Source organism: Serinicoccus profundi, from assembly GCF_008001015.1.
GTDB classification, from domain to species: Bacteria; Actinomycetota; Actinomycetes; order Actinomycetales; family Dermatophilaceae; genus Ornithinicoccus; species Ornithinicoccus profundi.
The window spans coordinates 1,420,825-1,435,271 of record NZ_CP042862.1 but is presented as its reverse complement, the minus strand read 5'-3'; the positions used below and the strand labels follow the sequence as shown (position 1 = coordinate 1,435,271).

16 protein-coding genes and 1 pseudogene are annotated in these 14,447 nt (G+C 71.9%); 10 read left to right on the top strand and 7 right to left on the bottom strand.

Annotation, left to right across the window (positions count from 1 at the left end):
* Positions 1-5 precede the first annotated feature (5 nt).
* The 3 genes and pseudogenes from FA582_RS17685 to FA582_RS06560 form a co-directional block, all read left to right on the top strand.
* Positions 6-92 (top strand): annotated as a pseudogene (locus FA582_RS17685) (hypothetical protein); the annotation flags it as partial.
* 5 nt (positions 93-97) lie between these two features.
* Positions 98-286, top strand: coding sequence for a hypothetical protein (locus tag FA582_RS06565; protein WP_010146949.1), 189 nt, complete (start codon positions 98-100; stop codon positions 284-286).
* A gap of 19 nt (positions 287-305) precedes the next feature.
* Positions 306-887 (top strand): nucleotidyltransferase family protein, encoded by a 582-nt coding sequence (locus FA582_RS06560; protein WP_010146951.1) that lies wholly within the window; start codon positions 306-308, stop codon positions 885-887.
* A 109-nt stretch (positions 888-996) separates the two neighbouring features.
* On the opposite strand, the gene FA582_RS06555 is transcribed toward FA582_RS06560, so the two are convergent.
* Positions 997-1,290, bottom strand: coding sequence for a hypothetical protein (locus FA582_RS06555; protein WP_010146952.1), 294 nt, complete (start codon positions 1,288-1,290; stop codon positions 997-999).
* Between the two features lie 133 nt (positions 1,291-1,423).
* On the opposite strand from FA582_RS06555, the gene FA582_RS06550 reads away from it, so the two are divergent.
* Entirely contained in the window at positions 1,424-2,104 is a 681-nt protein-coding gene (locus FA582_RS06550; RefSeq protein ID WP_010146953.1) for a hypothetical protein, read from the top strand.
* Positions 2,105-2,113: 9 nt separating this feature from the next.
* On the opposite strand, the gene FA582_RS06545 is transcribed toward FA582_RS06550, so the two are convergent.
* From FA582_RS06545 to FA582_RS06535, 3 genes are read right to left on the bottom strand one after another with little or no spacing between them, the layout of a single operon-like run.
* On the bottom strand, positions 2,114-2,647 hold the full coding sequence (locus tag FA582_RS06545; RefSeq protein ID WP_010146954.1) for a P-loop nucleotide/nucleoside kinase family protein: 534 nt from the start codon (positions 2,645-2,647) through the stop codon (positions 2,114-2,116).
* A 39-nt stretch (positions 2,648-2,686) separates the two neighbouring features.
* On the bottom strand, positions 2,687-3,121 hold the full coding sequence (gene arr / locus FA582_RS06540; protein WP_010146955.1) for an NAD(+)--rifampin ADP-ribosyltransferase: 435 nt from the start codon (positions 3,119-3,121) through the stop codon (positions 2,687-2,689).
* On the bottom strand, positions 3,118-3,753 hold the full coding sequence (locus FA582_RS06535; protein WP_010146956.1) for a TetR/AcrR family transcriptional regulator: 636 nt from the start codon (positions 3,751-3,753) through the stop codon (positions 3,118-3,120). The genes arr and FA582_RS06535 overlap by 4 nt, the downstream gene beginning before the upstream one ends.
* A 106-nt stretch (positions 3,754-3,859) precedes the next feature.
* Between FA582_RS06535 and FA582_RS06530 the strand changes: the two genes are divergently transcribed.
* Entirely contained in the window at positions 3,860-4,213 is a 354-nt protein-coding gene (locus tag FA582_RS06530; RefSeq protein ID WP_010146957.1) for a DsrE family protein, read from the top strand.
* 118 nt (positions 4,214-4,331) lie between these two features.
* Positions 4,332-5,690: a short-chain fatty acid transporter gene (locus FA582_RS06525; RefSeq protein WP_010146958.1), complete on the top strand. Its 1,359-nt coding sequence runs from the start codon at positions 4,332-4,334 to the stop codon at positions 5,688-5,690.
* A 4-nt stretch (positions 5,691-5,694) separates the two neighbouring features.
* Here FA582_RS06525 and nagB read toward each other — a convergent pair whose 3' ends face one another.
* From nagB to FA582_RS06510, 3 genes are read right to left on the bottom strand one after another with little or no spacing between them, the layout of a single operon-like run.
* The gene (gene nagB / locus FA582_RS06520; protein ID WP_010146960.1) at positions 5,695-6,480 is read right to left on the bottom strand and encodes a glucosamine-6-phosphate deaminase; all 786 of its coding nucleotides are present in this window, start codon (positions 6,478-6,480) and stop codon (positions 5,695-5,697) included.
* A complete protein-coding gene (locus tag FA582_RS06515) occupies positions 6,480-7,664 on the bottom strand; it encodes an anhydro-N-acetylmuramic acid kinase (protein ID WP_010146961.1) in 1,185 nt (394 codons plus the stop codon). The genes nagB and FA582_RS06515 overlap by 1 nt, the downstream gene beginning before the upstream one ends.
* The gene (locus tag FA582_RS06510; RefSeq protein ID WP_081480497.1) at positions 7,661-9,715 is read right to left on the bottom strand and encodes an N-acetylmuramic acid 6-phosphate etherase; all 2,055 of its coding nucleotides are present in this window, start codon (positions 9,713-9,715) and stop codon (positions 7,661-7,663) included. Before FA582_RS06510 ends, FA582_RS06515 begins: the two co-directional genes overlap by 4 nt.
* 81 nt (positions 9,716-9,796) lie before the next feature.
* Between FA582_RS06510 and FA582_RS06505 the strand changes: the two genes are divergently transcribed.
* The 4 genes from FA582_RS06505 to FA582_RS06490 are packed head-to-tail and all read left to right on the top strand — an operon-like array spanning position 9,797 to position 14,443.
* Positions 9,797-11,398 (top strand): glycoside hydrolase family 10-like protein, encoded by a 1,602-nt coding sequence (locus tag FA582_RS06505; RefSeq protein ID WP_010146963.1) that lies wholly within the window; start codon positions 9,797-9,799, stop codon positions 11,396-11,398.
* On the top strand, positions 11,395-12,231 hold the full coding sequence (locus FA582_RS06500) for a GntR family transcriptional regulator (RefSeq protein ID WP_081480498.1): 837 nt from the start codon (positions 11,395-11,397) through the stop codon (positions 12,229-12,231). Before FA582_RS06505 ends, FA582_RS06500 begins: the two co-directional genes overlap by 4 nt.
* The gene (locus FA582_RS06495) at positions 12,228-13,541 is read left to right on the top strand and encodes a sugar ABC transporter substrate-binding protein (RefSeq protein WP_010146965.1); all 1,314 of its coding nucleotides are present in this window, start codon (positions 12,228-12,230) and stop codon (positions 13,539-13,541) included. Before FA582_RS06500 ends, FA582_RS06495 begins: the two co-directional genes overlap by 4 nt.
* Positions 13,538-14,443 (top strand): carbohydrate ABC transporter permease, encoded by a 906-nt coding sequence (locus FA582_RS06490; RefSeq protein WP_010146966.1) that lies wholly within the window; start codon positions 13,538-13,540, stop codon positions 14,441-14,443. Before FA582_RS06495 ends, FA582_RS06490 begins: the two co-directional genes overlap by 4 nt.
* The last annotated feature ends 4 nt before the right edge of the window (positions 14,444-14,447 follow it).

Genomic DNA, 14,447 nt, shown 5'->3' with positions numbered 1-14,447 from the left:
GTCGGGTGACGTGCGTGACAGACAGTCAGTGTTCCCCCATCCGGCGACACGTGGGGCAGGTCTTCATCCCTGTGCGCGACATCGCGAGGTCCGCACGGTGGTATGCCGAGGTGCTGGGTTTCGAGCCCGGCACCCCTCGCACGGCGACACGATCCTCGACATCCCGACCGACGACGGGCCCGGCATCGCCCTGGACGCCCATCGCGACATCGGCAGCGTCTTCTTCGTCCAGTTCGAGGACCCGGACGGCAACGCCTTGATGGTCTGCCAGCGCGCCCTTCACTAACTCCTGGGAGACTCGAGCGGTGTTGTCGCCGTCGGACCAGACCGGGCAGACGGTCCTTGCCGCGGTGCTCGCCGACCCCGTCTGCGCTGAGATCCTGGACCGCTTCCCTTCGCTAGGACTCCCGGAGTGGTGGCTCACGGCCGGTGCCGTCTTCCAGAACGTCTGGAACCGTATCGAGGGGCGACCACCCGGGTATGGCATCCAGGACTACGACGTCTTCTACTACGACCGCACGGACCTGTCATGGGAGGCCGAGGACGACGTCATTCGTGCTGCGACAGATCTCTTCCCCGAGGCCCCCAGACCGGTTCAGGTCCGCAATCAGGCCCGTGTGCACCTGTGGTACGAAGCGAAGTTCGGCGTGACCTGCCCTCCCTTCGTCAGCGCGACGGATGCCATCGATGCTTTCGCTTCGACGACCTGCTGCGTCGGCATCACCCAGGACCATGGTGGCTTGCGGTTCCACGCCCCCTTCGGGCTCGGCGATGTCCTCGCCATGCATCTGCGCCCGCATCGCCGACTGGCGCCTCGGAAGGTCTACGAGGAGAAGGTCAGCCAGTACACCGCGCGTTGGCCGAGTCTCACGAGTGACCCATGGTGAGCGGCGCCGCATACGCAGCCCTCCCACGGTGATGCCTGCCCTGGCGTCACTGCGCAGAGCTGCTTCCGCGGACTGATCGAACGCAGTTGACCCAAAGATGGGCAAACGCTTACTCCGCGTTGACCCAAGCTGCTGCGGCCGGATGCGCCGCATCCTGCTGCTCCCGCGAGCGGTGGGGTTCCGAGCCGTGTCGCACGCTCTGGCGCACCATCGCACTCGTGCGCCCCATCAACCACACCATGACCGGGACGAAGAACGCAGCCCACAGCAGGGCGGACAGGACAGACTTCCACCACGGGTCGCCCATGGCCATCTGCAGCGCGGCATACACCAGGGCGCAGAAGACGAAGAATCCGCTGATGACGGGCCAGTTGAACCTCTTCCGGCGCCTTTGCCTTCTCACGTGGCCTGGTCGGGGTGACATCGGCCGGTCACGCGTGTGAAGCCTCGTGGCCGAGCCGGGGTCACGAGGTCCAGGAGAACACGATCCCGGGTCTCGCCGTCAGGGGGTATGCCGTCCACTACTGTTCCGACCCATGAGGGCGATCTCGGCTGGCCGACCTGCGGCGTCCGGCGGCAGCGTGACCCGGCGGGGCTGGCTCTGGGTCGTCGCCGCGGCCACGGGGCTGGCCCTGGTGTCGCTCATCAGCAACCTCACCAGTGAGGCTCAGCTCTCAGGGCAGGCCGACATCCTCCAGGCCACCCGTCTCACGGTCAGCAAGGTGGTCAACAGCGGCACGGCGTGGGCGGGGCTGGGCATCGTGGCCGGATGGCTGGTGCGGCGCGTGCCCCAGGCCGTCCTCGCGGGTCTCATGGCCGGGACTCTCGCGCTGCTGGTCCACTATGGGCTCGGCCGTCTCCTCGGGGTCTTCCCGCCCGAGGTGTGGGCCAGCAACTCCTCGTGGTTCCTCGCGGCGGCCATCACCGGAGGGCCGCTCGGCCTCATCGGCGCTGCCGCCCGGCGCCCAGGCCTCCTCGGTGTGCTGGCTCGGCTGGTCGTCCCGGTGGCAGCCCTCGCGGAGCCCGTCGTCGTGGGGATGTTCACCCAGCCGCAGATCCTCCCCTGGCCCGATCGTGCGTCCAGTGCGGTCGCTGGTGGGATCCTGCTCGCGGGGGGCCTCATCGGACTGCTCCGGGTCCTTCTCCCCACCAGGGCGTCGACTTTCTCGGCCGAGCCGCCTCGCCCGTGCCCCCAGGGTGCGGAAGGTCGGACCTGATCCCAGCCCTCAGCGGACCGCCGGGGGCCACCGGTGCTCTCGCCAGGCGTCCCAGGTGGGGAAGTCCTCCGGCGGAGGGTCGACCGGCTCGCTCCCGTCGCGCTCCCCCGGTGTCGGGACCTCGATCGTCGCGGCCCAGAGGGCGAGTTCGTCGTCAGACATCGGCCAGCTGCTGTGGGGCTCGTCGGCCTGTCGCCGGTCGATCCGTCGGCGCTGCTCCACCGGATCGAGCTCGAGATAGACCATGACCACGTCGGCGCCCCGATCGGCCGCGGCCTGGCGCAAGGCGCTGCGCTCGTCGCGGCCCCACAGTCCGAAGTCGATGACCACGTCGATGCCGAGCTCCAGGGCGCGTAGACCGATCTCAACCAGTCGGCCCTCGATGACGTCCGACGCCGCCGACGGGTTCCCCGCGCCATAGAGCGCCCTCATCCAGGCATCCTTCGTCAGCCGCAGCGCCTCGTGCTCCCGCTCGATCACCCGGGCCGCCGTCGTCTTGCCGGTCCCGGGGAGCCCGACCATGAGGAAGAGCGTCGGTCTCACCACTGCCACCCTGCCCCTTCGTCGGTGAACCACGGTGCGTCAGTCCTCGATGACGGCATCCCCCCGCCGCCGCAGCTCAGCCAGCCCGTCGCGCATCGCCTGCACCTGCTCCGGTGGGTGCCCGGCCCAGTCTGCCACCTCGCCGACGACCCGTAGCGGCGAGCGGGATCGGTAGGACCTGGTCGGGTTGCCGGGGAAGCGCTTGTCGGTGACGTTCGGATCATCGTCGAACTCACCGGTCGGCTCGACGAGGTAGATCCGGCCCCGCCCCTCCCTCACAGCCAGCTCGGCACCCCACGTCGCCGCGTCGAGGGTCTCGGTGAAGTAGACGTAGTTCATCACTCGCCCCAACTCGACGTTCGACTCGCGGCCGGCATCGAGCAGATCCCCGGGGTGCAGGTCTGCCTTCGTGCCGTGCAGGTATGCCCCGGGCTGGTAGACCTCGAAGGGCACCGGTGCGGAGTGCTCGCTCATGCCCTCTCCCCCGACCTGGACACGTGCACGTCCTGGGTCGCGCCGTCGTGGTCCAGCAGCGTGCCGACGAGGTGGCGGGACGTCCGTTCCGCCGCCACCGCGCCATCCACCTGCGCCGCCACCAGCGTCCCGTCGTAGATCAGGGCCAACGCGGCGGCGAGGAGGTCGGCGTCCGGCCGGTCGCTCACCTGCTCGTGCAGGAGCGCCACGAAGGCGCGCCGGTGCGCGGCCACCTCCCGCCGCACCGGGTGGTCGGGGTCGGCATACTCGGCGGTCGCGTTGATGAAGGGGCAGCCGCGGAAGGTGTCCTCGTGCAGCCAGGCCCAGAGGTCCTCCATGATGACGAGCACGCGATCCCGCGCCGCACCGGCCGGCAGCCCCCCGAGGGTCTCGCGCAGCCGCTCTCCGGAACGCTGCGAGCGTCGACGCAGGTAGGCCGCCACGAGGTCGCTCTTGGTCGAGAAGTGCCCGTAGAGGCTGGCCTTGGCGACACCGGCCTCGGCGATGATCCGGTCGATTCCGACGGCGTGGACCCCCTCGGCGTAGAACAACCGGTCCGCCGTCTCCAGGATCCGCTCGTGCACCTCATCGGGCGTGGACCGGACGCGTCCCGCGGTCGTCGACGTGCTCACCCGGACAGCATACGGAGCGGGCCGTGGAATGGAAAGACAGACCTGTCTGTTCTTTCCCACGTCGCGGCAATCGCAGGCGACGCCGCACCGACGAGAGGACCATCCCATGACCCATCACGCAGCCATCGTCATCCTCACCGACATCGCCCAGGACATGGCAGCGGTCTACCGCGGGCTCGACACCGCGCGCGAGTTCGTGGAGGCCGGCGACGACGTGACCATCGTCTTCGACGGCTCGGGCACCGAGAGCCTGGCCGCCCTGACGGCCGGGGACCACCAGCTGCACGGCCTGCTGGAGAAGCTGCGCCCGGTCGTGCGCGGCGCCTGCGGCTACTGCGCCAAGGCACACAAGGTCGCCGACGAGGTCACCGGCGCGGGCTTCGAGCTGCTCACCGAGAACCGCGGTCACGCCAGCCTGCGCAACCTCGTCGTCGAGGGCCGCACCGTCCTGACCTTCTGAGACTCCCTCGGGCCTGACCCCCGCACACACCCGGGCGACCTCCCGGACCACGACCCTGGCGAGCGTTAACCTTCGGGCCAGAACCCCCGCCGCCGTCCAGGATCCGAGGTCCGTCCCCATGAGCACGTCCCCCAGCCGCACCGGTGTCCAGCGAGCCATGGGCCCGCTGAACTCCGTCGTCGAGCGCTTCATCCCCTCGGCCCTGGTCTTCGCGATCGTCCTGACCGTCGTGGTCATGGTGGCGGCCCTCGGCCTCACCGACGCCGGCCCCGTGGACGTCGTCCGCGCCTGGGGCGACGGCCTGTCCGGGCTGCTGGCCTTCATGACGCAGATGGCGCTGATCCTCCTGCTGGGCTACATCCTGGCCAACACCGGGCCGGTGCGCGCCGGACTCCGGCGACTCGCCGCCGTGCCGAGCGGACGGGTGATGCCCTACGTCTTCGTCGCCCTCGTGACCTGCGTGGCCGGACTGTTCACCTGGGGCCTCGGCCTGGTCGTCGGGGCGCTGCTCGCCAAGGAGGTGGCTGCCGAGGGACGACGCCGCGGCGAACCGCGCCACTTCCCGCTGCTGGTCGCCGCCGGATACACCGGCATGGTCGTCTGGCACATGGGCTACTCCGGCTCGGCCCCGCTCGTCGCCGCCACCCCGGACAGTTTCGTGAGCGAGCAGCTCGGCCAGACGTTGCCCATCACCGAGACGACCTTCTCGACGTGGAACATGGTGACCGCCGTCCTGGCCGTCATCGTCGTCGCGGGCACGATCGCGCTCATGGCGCCGCGCGGCACGAGCGAGATCCTCGAGATGCCTGAGCACCGGATGAGCGACGACGAGATCCGGTATGACGTGACCACCCCCGCGGACCGGCTCGACGCGTCCCGGGTGCTGACGCTCATCCCGGGGCTCCTGCTGCTCGCCTACCTCGTCATCCACTTCAGCGGCGGCGGCACGGTCACCCTCGACATCGTCAACTGGACCTTCCTCACCCTGTGCCTGCTGCTCGTGCGCAACCCCTTCGAGATCATCGAGCTCACGCAGCGGGCGGCGGCCAACGTCGGCGAGATCCTCCTGCAGTTCCCGTTGTATGCCGGGATCATGGGCATCATGGCCGGCACCGGTCTCATCACGGTGCTGTCCGAGGCGATGGTCTCGATCTCGACGCCGGCGACCTTCGGCACCCTCGCCTTCCTCTCCGCCGGCATCGTCAACTTCTTCGTGCCCTCCGGCGGCGGGCAGATCGCGGTGCAGGGGCCGGTGCTGCTCGAGGCAGCCCAGAGCCTGGGCGTCGACCCCGAGGTGGCGGTGATGGCCATCGCCTACGGCGACCAGTGGACCAACATGATCCAGCCCTTCTGGGCGCTGCCCCTGCTGGCCATCGCCGGCCTGAAGATCCGCGACATCCTCGGCTACACCACGGTCATCCTCATCACCACCGGGGTGCTCTTCGCCGCCGCGCTGCTCGTCCTCGGGGCCGGCTGAAGGGTCACAGCCCCTGCCAGTCCGGCTTGTTGGCCCAGGCCTCGCGGTAGTAGCCCGCGAGCTCCAGCCGACTGGCCGCGGCCTCGTCGATGAGCACGCTGACGTGCGGGTGCCACTGCAGCACCGTCGCCGGCCACCGCGCCGACACCGCGCCCTCGACGAGCTCCGCCACCGCCCGCGCCTTGCCCTCGCCCATGGCGAGCAGCACGACGTGCCGGGCCTGCAGGATCGTCGCCAGGCCCTGCGTCAGGCAGTGGGTCGGCACGGCGTCGGCATCGCCGTCGAAGAAGCGCGCGTTGTCCTCGCGGGTGCGCCGGGTGAGCGTCTTGATGCGGGTGCGGCTCGCGAGCGAGCTCCCCGGCTCGTTGAAGGCGATGTGCCCATCGCTGCCCAGCCCCAGCAGCTGCACGTCGACGCCGCCGGACTGCGCGATGAGCGACTCGTAGGCGGCCGCCGCGGCCGGCAGGTCCTCGGCGTCTCCGTGCGGGGAGTGCACCTGAGCGGGCGGGATGCCCGCCAGGTCGGTGAGTTCCCGCCTGATCTCGGCTCGGTAGCTGCTCGGGTGACCCTCGGGCAGCCCGACGTACTCGTCCAGGGAGAAGGTGCTCACGCCCGACAGGTCCAGGCTGCCGGCCCGCACCCGGGCGACGAGGTCGGCATACACGGGGCGGGGGCTGGAACCCGTCGCGACCCCGAGCACGGCGCGGGGCCGCTCACCCACCAGCCGGGCGACCACCTCGCCCGCGAGCCGACCCAGGTCGGCGTGGTCGGGACGGATCACCACCTCCATCAGCGCACCACCTCCAGGCGGGTCGGGCGGGACGCAGCGGGCTCGGGCAGTCGCAGCGGGTCGAGGCCGGGGGTGAGGCGACCGGCGAGACAAGCGTGCCGCGCCCCGGTGACCCCGGCGACCGTGCCCGGCACCCCGTGCCAGGTGAGGAAGCCGAGGAGGGCGAAAAGGCACGCCTCCTTGGCGTCGACGGGTATGCCGTGCGCGTCGCTGGTCACGACGTCCACGCCGGGGAGCGCGCGCCGCAGGCCCTGCATCATCGTGCGGTTGCGGGCTCCTCCCCCGCTCACGACGACCTCCGCGGCGCCGACCGGACGCAGGGCGTCGGCCACGGTACGGACGGTGAGCGCGGTGAGGGTGGCGAGCAGATCATCGCCCTCGACCGTGCGCCCCAGGCGCATGAGCGCGTCGTCGACGTGGCCGAGGTGGAAGTGCTCCTTGCCGGTCGTCTTGGGCGGGGTGAGCGCGTAGTATCCGTCGGCCATGAGGACCTGCAGCAGGTCGGCGTCGACGCGGCCCGCCGCGGCGCCCGCACCGTCCGCGTCGAAGGTCGAGCGGCCGCCGGTCTGGCGGGCCACCACGGCATCGACCAGCGCGTTGGCCGGCCCGGTGTCGAAGGCCCGCACCCCATCGCCGACCGAGGACTCCGGCGGCACGATGGTGACGTTGGCGATGCCGCCGAGGTTGAGCGCGGCGCAGGTGTGCCCCCGGCCACCGAGCCACAGCGCGTCCCAGGTGCTCGCCAACGGGGCTCCGTGACCCCCGGCCGCGACGTCGGCGACGCGCAGGTCGGAGACGACGGGCGCGCCGGTGCGCTCGGCGATCCAGGCCGGCTGCCCCAGCTGGAGCGTCCCGGCGACCTCGCCGTCGACGACGTCGTGGAAGAACGTCTGCCCGTGGGAGGAGACCAGGTCGGGCGCTCCCCCGGCGAGCTCGACCCCGAGGGTCGCCACCGCCTCCGCCAGCGCTTGACCCAGGCGCGTGTCGAGGCGGCACACCTCCTGCATCCCGGCCTGCCCCGGCGGGAAGGCTGCGAGGACCTCCTCGCGCAGAGTCGTGTCGAAGGGCATCGTGTCGCAGCCCAGCAGGCGGGCTCGCACCACCTCGTGGTCGAGCTCGAGGTCGAGCGCGGCGACGTCGATCCCGTCGACGCTCGTGCCGGAGCCGACACCGACGACGATCATCGCGTGCCACCGTCCTGGGCTAGCGCGTCCTGGACCGGCGCGTCCCGCACGGAGCCGTCACCTCGAGCGAGGGCATCCCGCACGGAGCCGTCACCTCGAGCGAGCGCCTCTCGGGCCTGGTCGGTCGGCATACCCCCGAGCAGCTGCACGACCGCGACCTTGGTGCTCCAGCCCGCCGACTCCAGAGCGGCGGTGGCCTCCGCCGCCCCGCAGCCGGAGACCCGCTGCACCATGCGCACGGCACGGTCGCGCAGCTTGACGTTGGAGGCCTGCATGTCGACCATGAACGGCCCGTGGGTCTTGCCCAGGCGCACCATCACGGCCGTCGACAGCGCTACGAGCAGCATCTTCTGCGCCGTGCCCGCCTTGAGCCGGGTCGAGCCGCTGATGACCTCCGGCCCCGTCGGGACCTCGATGGCGTGGTCCACCCCGGTGGAGGCGCGGGCCCCCTCGTTGTTGGACACCGCCACCGTGAGCGCGCCCACCTCGGCCGCGGCCCGGAGCCCGTGGAGGACGTAGGGCGTCCGCCCCGAGGCACTGATGCCGACGACGACGTCCTGCGGGCCGACACCGGCCTCACGGACCATGCCAGCCCCTGCCGGGCCGTCGTCCTCCGCACCCTCGCGGGCGCGCACCATCGCCTCGACCCCACCGGCCGGCAGCGCCCGCACCAGCTCTGCGGGGGTGCCGTAGGTCGGCGGCAGCTCGGAGGCATCGACGAAAGCAAGGCGGCCGGGGGTGCCCGCGCCGAGGTAGAACATGCGCCCACCGCCGCGCAGTCGCTGCGCGATGTCGTCCACCGCGGCCGCGACAGTCGGGACCACGCCGAGCAGGGCCGGGGCCACGGTCGCCTCCGCCTCCCAGAGCGCCCGCAGGACGTCCTCGGTATGCCGCTCGTCGAGATCGAGCAGGTCCTCCCGCACGCCCTCGGTGGCCAGGGCGCCGATCACCTCCGGCGACCCGCTCTCCCTCGCCGCAGCGTCAGGAATCGCGGGCGGGGCATCATCGGGCGAGGCGGACTCGGGTGGCGTCCAGTCGGTCGGCGCGGACCCGGCCGGAGCGTCCTGCCCCGCGTCAGCGTGGGCAGTCGCGCGCTCCCGTCGCGCGAGGGTGACCAGCCCGGCCAGGGCCGGGTCGACCCGACCCGCCCAGGCCTCGTGGGCCAGCTGCTCGGCGCCGTCGAGCGCGGTGCCGGACGGCGCCACGACGGTCTCCCCGACGACCTCGGCGAAGGGCTCGCTGAGGAGCGCCTCGGCAGCGGTGAGCCCCCCGGCCAGACAGATCGGCAGGTCGGACCCCAGCTGGTTGCGGCAGGCCACGGCCGTGTGCGCCAGCGCCTCGCCCGCGGCGCGCCAGATCCGCACGGCGACCTCATGGCCCTCCCGCGCCGCGGCGGCGACGTCGGGCGCGAAGGAGGCGACGAGGCGCGCCGGGTGCTCCGCGGACTGGATCGTCGAGGGCAGTCCCGCCAGGTCACCGAACCGGGCCCGGGCAGCCCGCTCCAGCGCGCACGACCCGCCGCGCCCGTCGCGGTACTCCAGGGCGGCGCGGAGACCGGCGCGACCGATGGCATACCCGCTGCCGTCGTCGCCGAGCAGGTAGCCCCACCCGTCGTGGACGACGCTGCGCCCGGTGCCGTCCAGCCCCAGGGCGACCGCGCCGGTCCCGGCGGCGACGACCACCCCGGGCCGGGTGCCGAGCGCGCCGACGTAGGTCGTGGTGAGGTCGCCGGTGAGCAGCACGACGTCGGCGACCTCCTCGACCAGGGCCCCGGCGAGCGGGCCGACGAGCGGCGCGGCGGCGCGGTAGCCGACGAGCCCGACGGCGAGGACGTCCGGCCGGTCCGTCCCCTGGCCGAGCGCACGACGCGCGGTCCGCAGGGCCTCGACCACCTGCGCCACCCCGTCGCGGCCGGAGAGACCGACCGCCCCCGCGACCTCGACCTCCTCCGCCTGCTCCCCGCGGCGCCAGCGGACCCGCGCTCCCGTCTTGCCCAGGTCCATCGCCAGCATCGTCGGCGCCACGCCGCGTCCTCCGGTCATCGTTGACATCACGTGAGGCAGTATGCCAATCTCTGGACCATTGGTCTAGCACCGTTGGTCTAGATGTCTCTGACAAGGACGTGAGAGCAGATGCCCGCACCGCACCGCCTACCCCGCACCGCCCTGGCGAGCGCCGTCATCCCCCTCGGCGCCGCCCTCGCCCTCGGGAGCGCCGCCACCTCGCAGGCCGCCCCGACGACGACCGCAGCTCCCTGGACCTCCTGCAGCCCGGCGCCCGAGGCGCCCCTGCACGAGATGCGCGGCGTCTGGATCGCCAGCGTCGCCAACATCGACTGGCCCTCGCGACCCGGCCTCTCCCCCGAGCAGGCGCAGGCCGAGCTCGTCGCGTGGTACGACGAGGCCAAGGCCAACGGCCTCAACAGCGTGGTCGTCCAGATCCGCCCGACCGCCGACACCTTCTGGCCCTCCGAGCTCGAGCCGAGCAGCGCCTGGCTCACCGGCGAGCAGGGTGCCGACTTCGGCGGCTGGGACCCGACCGCCTTCGCGGTCGAGCAGGCCCACGCCCGCGGGCTGGACTTCCACGCCTGGTTCAACCCCTACCGCGTGACCCTCACCGGCACCGACCCCACGGTGCTCGCCGAGGACCACCCCGCGCGGGTCAACCCCGACTGGACGGTGGAGTACGGCGGCAAGCTCTACTACGACCCGGGCGTGCCCGCGGTCCGCGAGCACACCACCGCCGTCATCATGGAGGCCGTCGAGCGCTACGACATCGACGGCGTCCACTTCGACGACTACTTCTACCCCTACCCGGTGGCCGGCCAGGAGTTCCCCGACGACGCCAGCTACGCGGAATTCGGCGGCGACTTCGAGGACCGCGACGACTGGCGGCGCGACAACATCAACCAGCTCATCGAGGGCCTCTCCGAGCAGATCTCTGCGGCCAAGCCGCACGTCGCCTTCGGGGTCAGCCCGTTCGCCGTCTGGCGCAACGCCGGCACCGACCCGGCGGGCTCGGACACCACTGCCGGGGCCCAGACCTACGACGACCTGTATGCCGACACCCGCCTCTGGGTGCAGGAGGAGTGGCTGGACTACGTCCTGCCCCAGGTCTACTGGTCCATCGGCTTCGCCCCGGCGGCCTACGACGTGCTCGTGCCCTGGTGGAGCGAGCAGGTCGAGGGCACCGACGTGGCGCTGTGGATCGGGCAGGCGACCTACAAGGTCGGCACCTCCACCCAGTCGCCCGAGTGGTCGAACCCCGAGGAGATGGTGCGCCACCTCGACTTCAACGAGCAGTACCCCCAGGTCACCGGGGACGTCTACTTCTCGGCCAAGGACGTCCGCGCCAACCGGCTCGACCACTGGGACCTGCTGCAGGAGCAGCACTACGCCAACCCGGCCCTGCCCCCGGCCCTCAACCCCGGCACCACGGACGAGGTCGCCGCACCCACCGCGGTGCGCACCGACCGCACCGCCGAGGGCACCCAGGTGTCGTGGAGCCACGAGGGCGAGGACGCCGGCTTCGCGGTCTACCGCATCGACGACCGGCGCGCGCCGGGCCTCGTCGACTGCGCGGACCTCGACGCCGACAGCCTCGTCGCCGTGCTCGGCACGGGCGACACCGACTGGGTCGACCCCGAGGGCGAGCGCCACGACGTCTACGTCGTCACCGCGCTCGCCGTCGACAACACCCAGTCCACGGCGTCGCGGCCGGTGCGCGGACGATGAGCGCCGAGCCCACCGGAGCCCCCGCCACCCCGGCTCCGGCGGGGTCGGCGGGTGGCTCCCGGGTGGGCAAGGCCGAGCTGGTCCGCCGCGAGCTGGAGGACCTCATCGCGCCGATGCGCCCCGGCGAGCCGTTGCCCGCCGAGCGTGACCTCGCCGCCCACCTCGGGGTCGCCCGGATGACGCTGCGGCGCGCGGTGGAGTCGCTCGTGGCCGACCACCGCCTGCTGCGCCGCCCCGGCGCCGGGACCTTCGTGGCCCCGGCCCGGGTCGACCAGCAGCTGTCGGCCACGTCCTTCTCCACCGACATGCGCTCGCGCGGCATGACCCCCGGCGCCCACACGGTGTGGGCCCGGCAGCAGCCGGCCGGGATAATGCTCGCCTCGGTGCTCGGCATCGAGGCGCACTCGCCGGTCGTGCACGTGCGCCGGGTGCGGACCGCCGACGGTGAGCCGATGGCGCTGGAGGATCTGCACGTGCCGACCGAGCTCGTGCCCGGTCTCACCGGCACCGACCTGGAGGACGCCTCCTACTACCAGCTGCTCGAGTCGCGCTACGGGCTGACGATCAGCGCCGGCACCCAGACCATCGAGCCGCACCTCGTCACCGCCGAGGAGGCCGAGCAGCTGGGCACCGACGAGGGCTCGCCCGCCTTCCTCTTCGAGCGCACCTCCCGGGTCGCGGATGGGCGGGCGGCCGAGTTCGTCCGCTCCGTCTACCGCGGCGACCGCTACCGCATCCTCGTCGACATCTTCCCGACCGCCGCCCCGGCGCGGCAGCCGGGGCACGGCATACCTCACGACCACTCGAACACCCCTGAAAGGACACCATCATGACGCGCACCTCACGCGCCACCCGCCTGCTGACGCTCGCGGCGATCACCTCCCTCACCCTCTCCGCCTGCGGCGGGGGCGAGGACACCGGCTCCGGCGGCGACGCCGGATCCGATGAATCCATGGACGCCTCCGGCGAGACCCTCAGCGTCTGGATCATGGAGGGCACCAACCCGGACGCCACGCCCTTCTTCGAGGAGGTGAGCACGGCCTTCGAGGAGGAGACCGGCGCCACCCTGGACATCCAGTTCATCCCGTGGGCCTCGGCGCACGACCAGTTCGTCAACTCGATCGCCGGCGGCACCGGCCCGGACGTCGCGGAGGTCGGCACCACCTGGACCCCCGAGTTCGGGGACGCCGGCGCGCTCATGGACCTCGGCCCGCAGATCGAGGAGTCCGGCCTGGGCGACGCCTACGTCGACAGCGTGCTGGAGTCCGGCACCTACGACGGCGCCGTCTACGGCGCCCCGTGGTACGCCGGCGTCCGCTCGATCATCTACCGCGCCGACCTCTTCGAGGAGAACGGCATCGAGCCGCCCACCACCTGGGATGAGCTGGCGGAGGCCGGTGAAGCCCTCAAGGAGGCCGACCCGGACCTCATCCCCTTCCCGATCCCCAACTCGACGCACACCACCACCCCGTTCATCTGGGGTGCCGGCGGTGAGATCGCCGTGCAGGAGGGCGACACCTGGGCCTCCGGCCTGGACTCCCCCGAGGCGGTCGAGGGCCTGGCCTACCTGGAGTCCCTGGTCGAGGAGCACGAGCTGTCCACCCCGGCCGCGAGCACGTGGAACGAGGCCGACACCCGCGACGCCTTCGCGCGTGGCGAGGCCGGCATGATCATCAGCGGCTCCTGGACCCCGAAGTCCATCGTCGAGGCCAACGCCGACATGGAGGGCAAGCTGGGCGTCGTGCCGATCCCCGGCCCGGACGGCGGCATGTCGCCCTCCTTCGCGGGCGGCTCGCACCTGTCCGTCTTCGAGACGGCCGAGAACCAGGAGCTCGCCTGGACCTTCGTCGAGATGATGACGACCGGCGAGTATGCCGAGATGTGGGGCGAGCAGACCGGCTTCTTCCCCGCGACGGACGACCTGCTGACCCAGCTCGAGGAGGCCGAGGACCCGCTGGTGGCGCCGTTCGCCCTGCAGATGAAGGACGGCAGCGCCACGCTCCCGGTCACCCCGCTGTGGGGCCAGGTCGAGGGCGCGCAGACCATCCCCGCGATGATGGAGTCCATCCTCGGGGGCGGGGCCGACGCGGAGGAGGCCGCCACCACCGCCGCAGACGAGATGAACGAGATCTTCGGCTCGTGAGCTCGCCCGCCCTGGGGTCGGCGCGGCGGCCGTGGCTGCTGCTCGCGCCGACCCTGGCCGTCATCGGCATCCTGCTGCTGTGGCCGATGGTGCGGGTCGTCATCCTGTCCTTCCAGGACTTCGGCCTGCGCGAGCTGGTCCGAGGCGGGGCCGAGATCGTCGGCCTGCAGAACTACCGCGACATCCTCACCGACGAGCGGCTGTGGCGGGTCGCCCTGCCCAACACGGTCGTCTTCGCCGTGGTCTGCGTGGTGCTGACCGTCGCGGTCGGCACCCTCGTGGCCCTGCTCCTGCACCGGCTGTCCCCCGGCTGGCGGACCCTGGTGACCATGTCGGTCATGGCCGCCTGGGCGGTGCCGGCGGTGACGGGGACCTACGTCTGGGTCTATCTCTTCGACGCCCGGGCGGGCTTCCTCACCGGGATCCTCGGCCAGCTCGGCCTCATCGACGTCGCCACGACGAACCTCTTCACCGAGCGGGGCTGGTTCTACGCCATCGCCACCCTCAACGTCGTGCACCACGGCTTCCCCTTCGTCGCCGTGACGGTGCTCGCCGGGCTCGTGACCATCCCCTCCGAGCTGCCCGAGGCGGCGATGATCGACGGCGCCAACGCCTGGCAGCGGTTCCGCCACGTCACGCTGCCGATGCTCAAGCCGGTCTTCGCGATCGTCACCATCCTGTCGACGATCTGGGACTTCAAGGTGTTCACCCAGATCTACCTCATGCCGGGCGGGGACGGGTCCAACCGTGAGGTCCTCAACCTGGGCACCTGGTCCTACATCACCGCCATGTCCCAGAACCAGTTCGGGCTCGGTGCCGCGATCGCGGTGCTGCTGACCCTGCTGCTGCTGGGCATCACCGCGCTGTACCTGCGCACCCTCTTCAAGGAGGAGGAGCTGTGAGCCG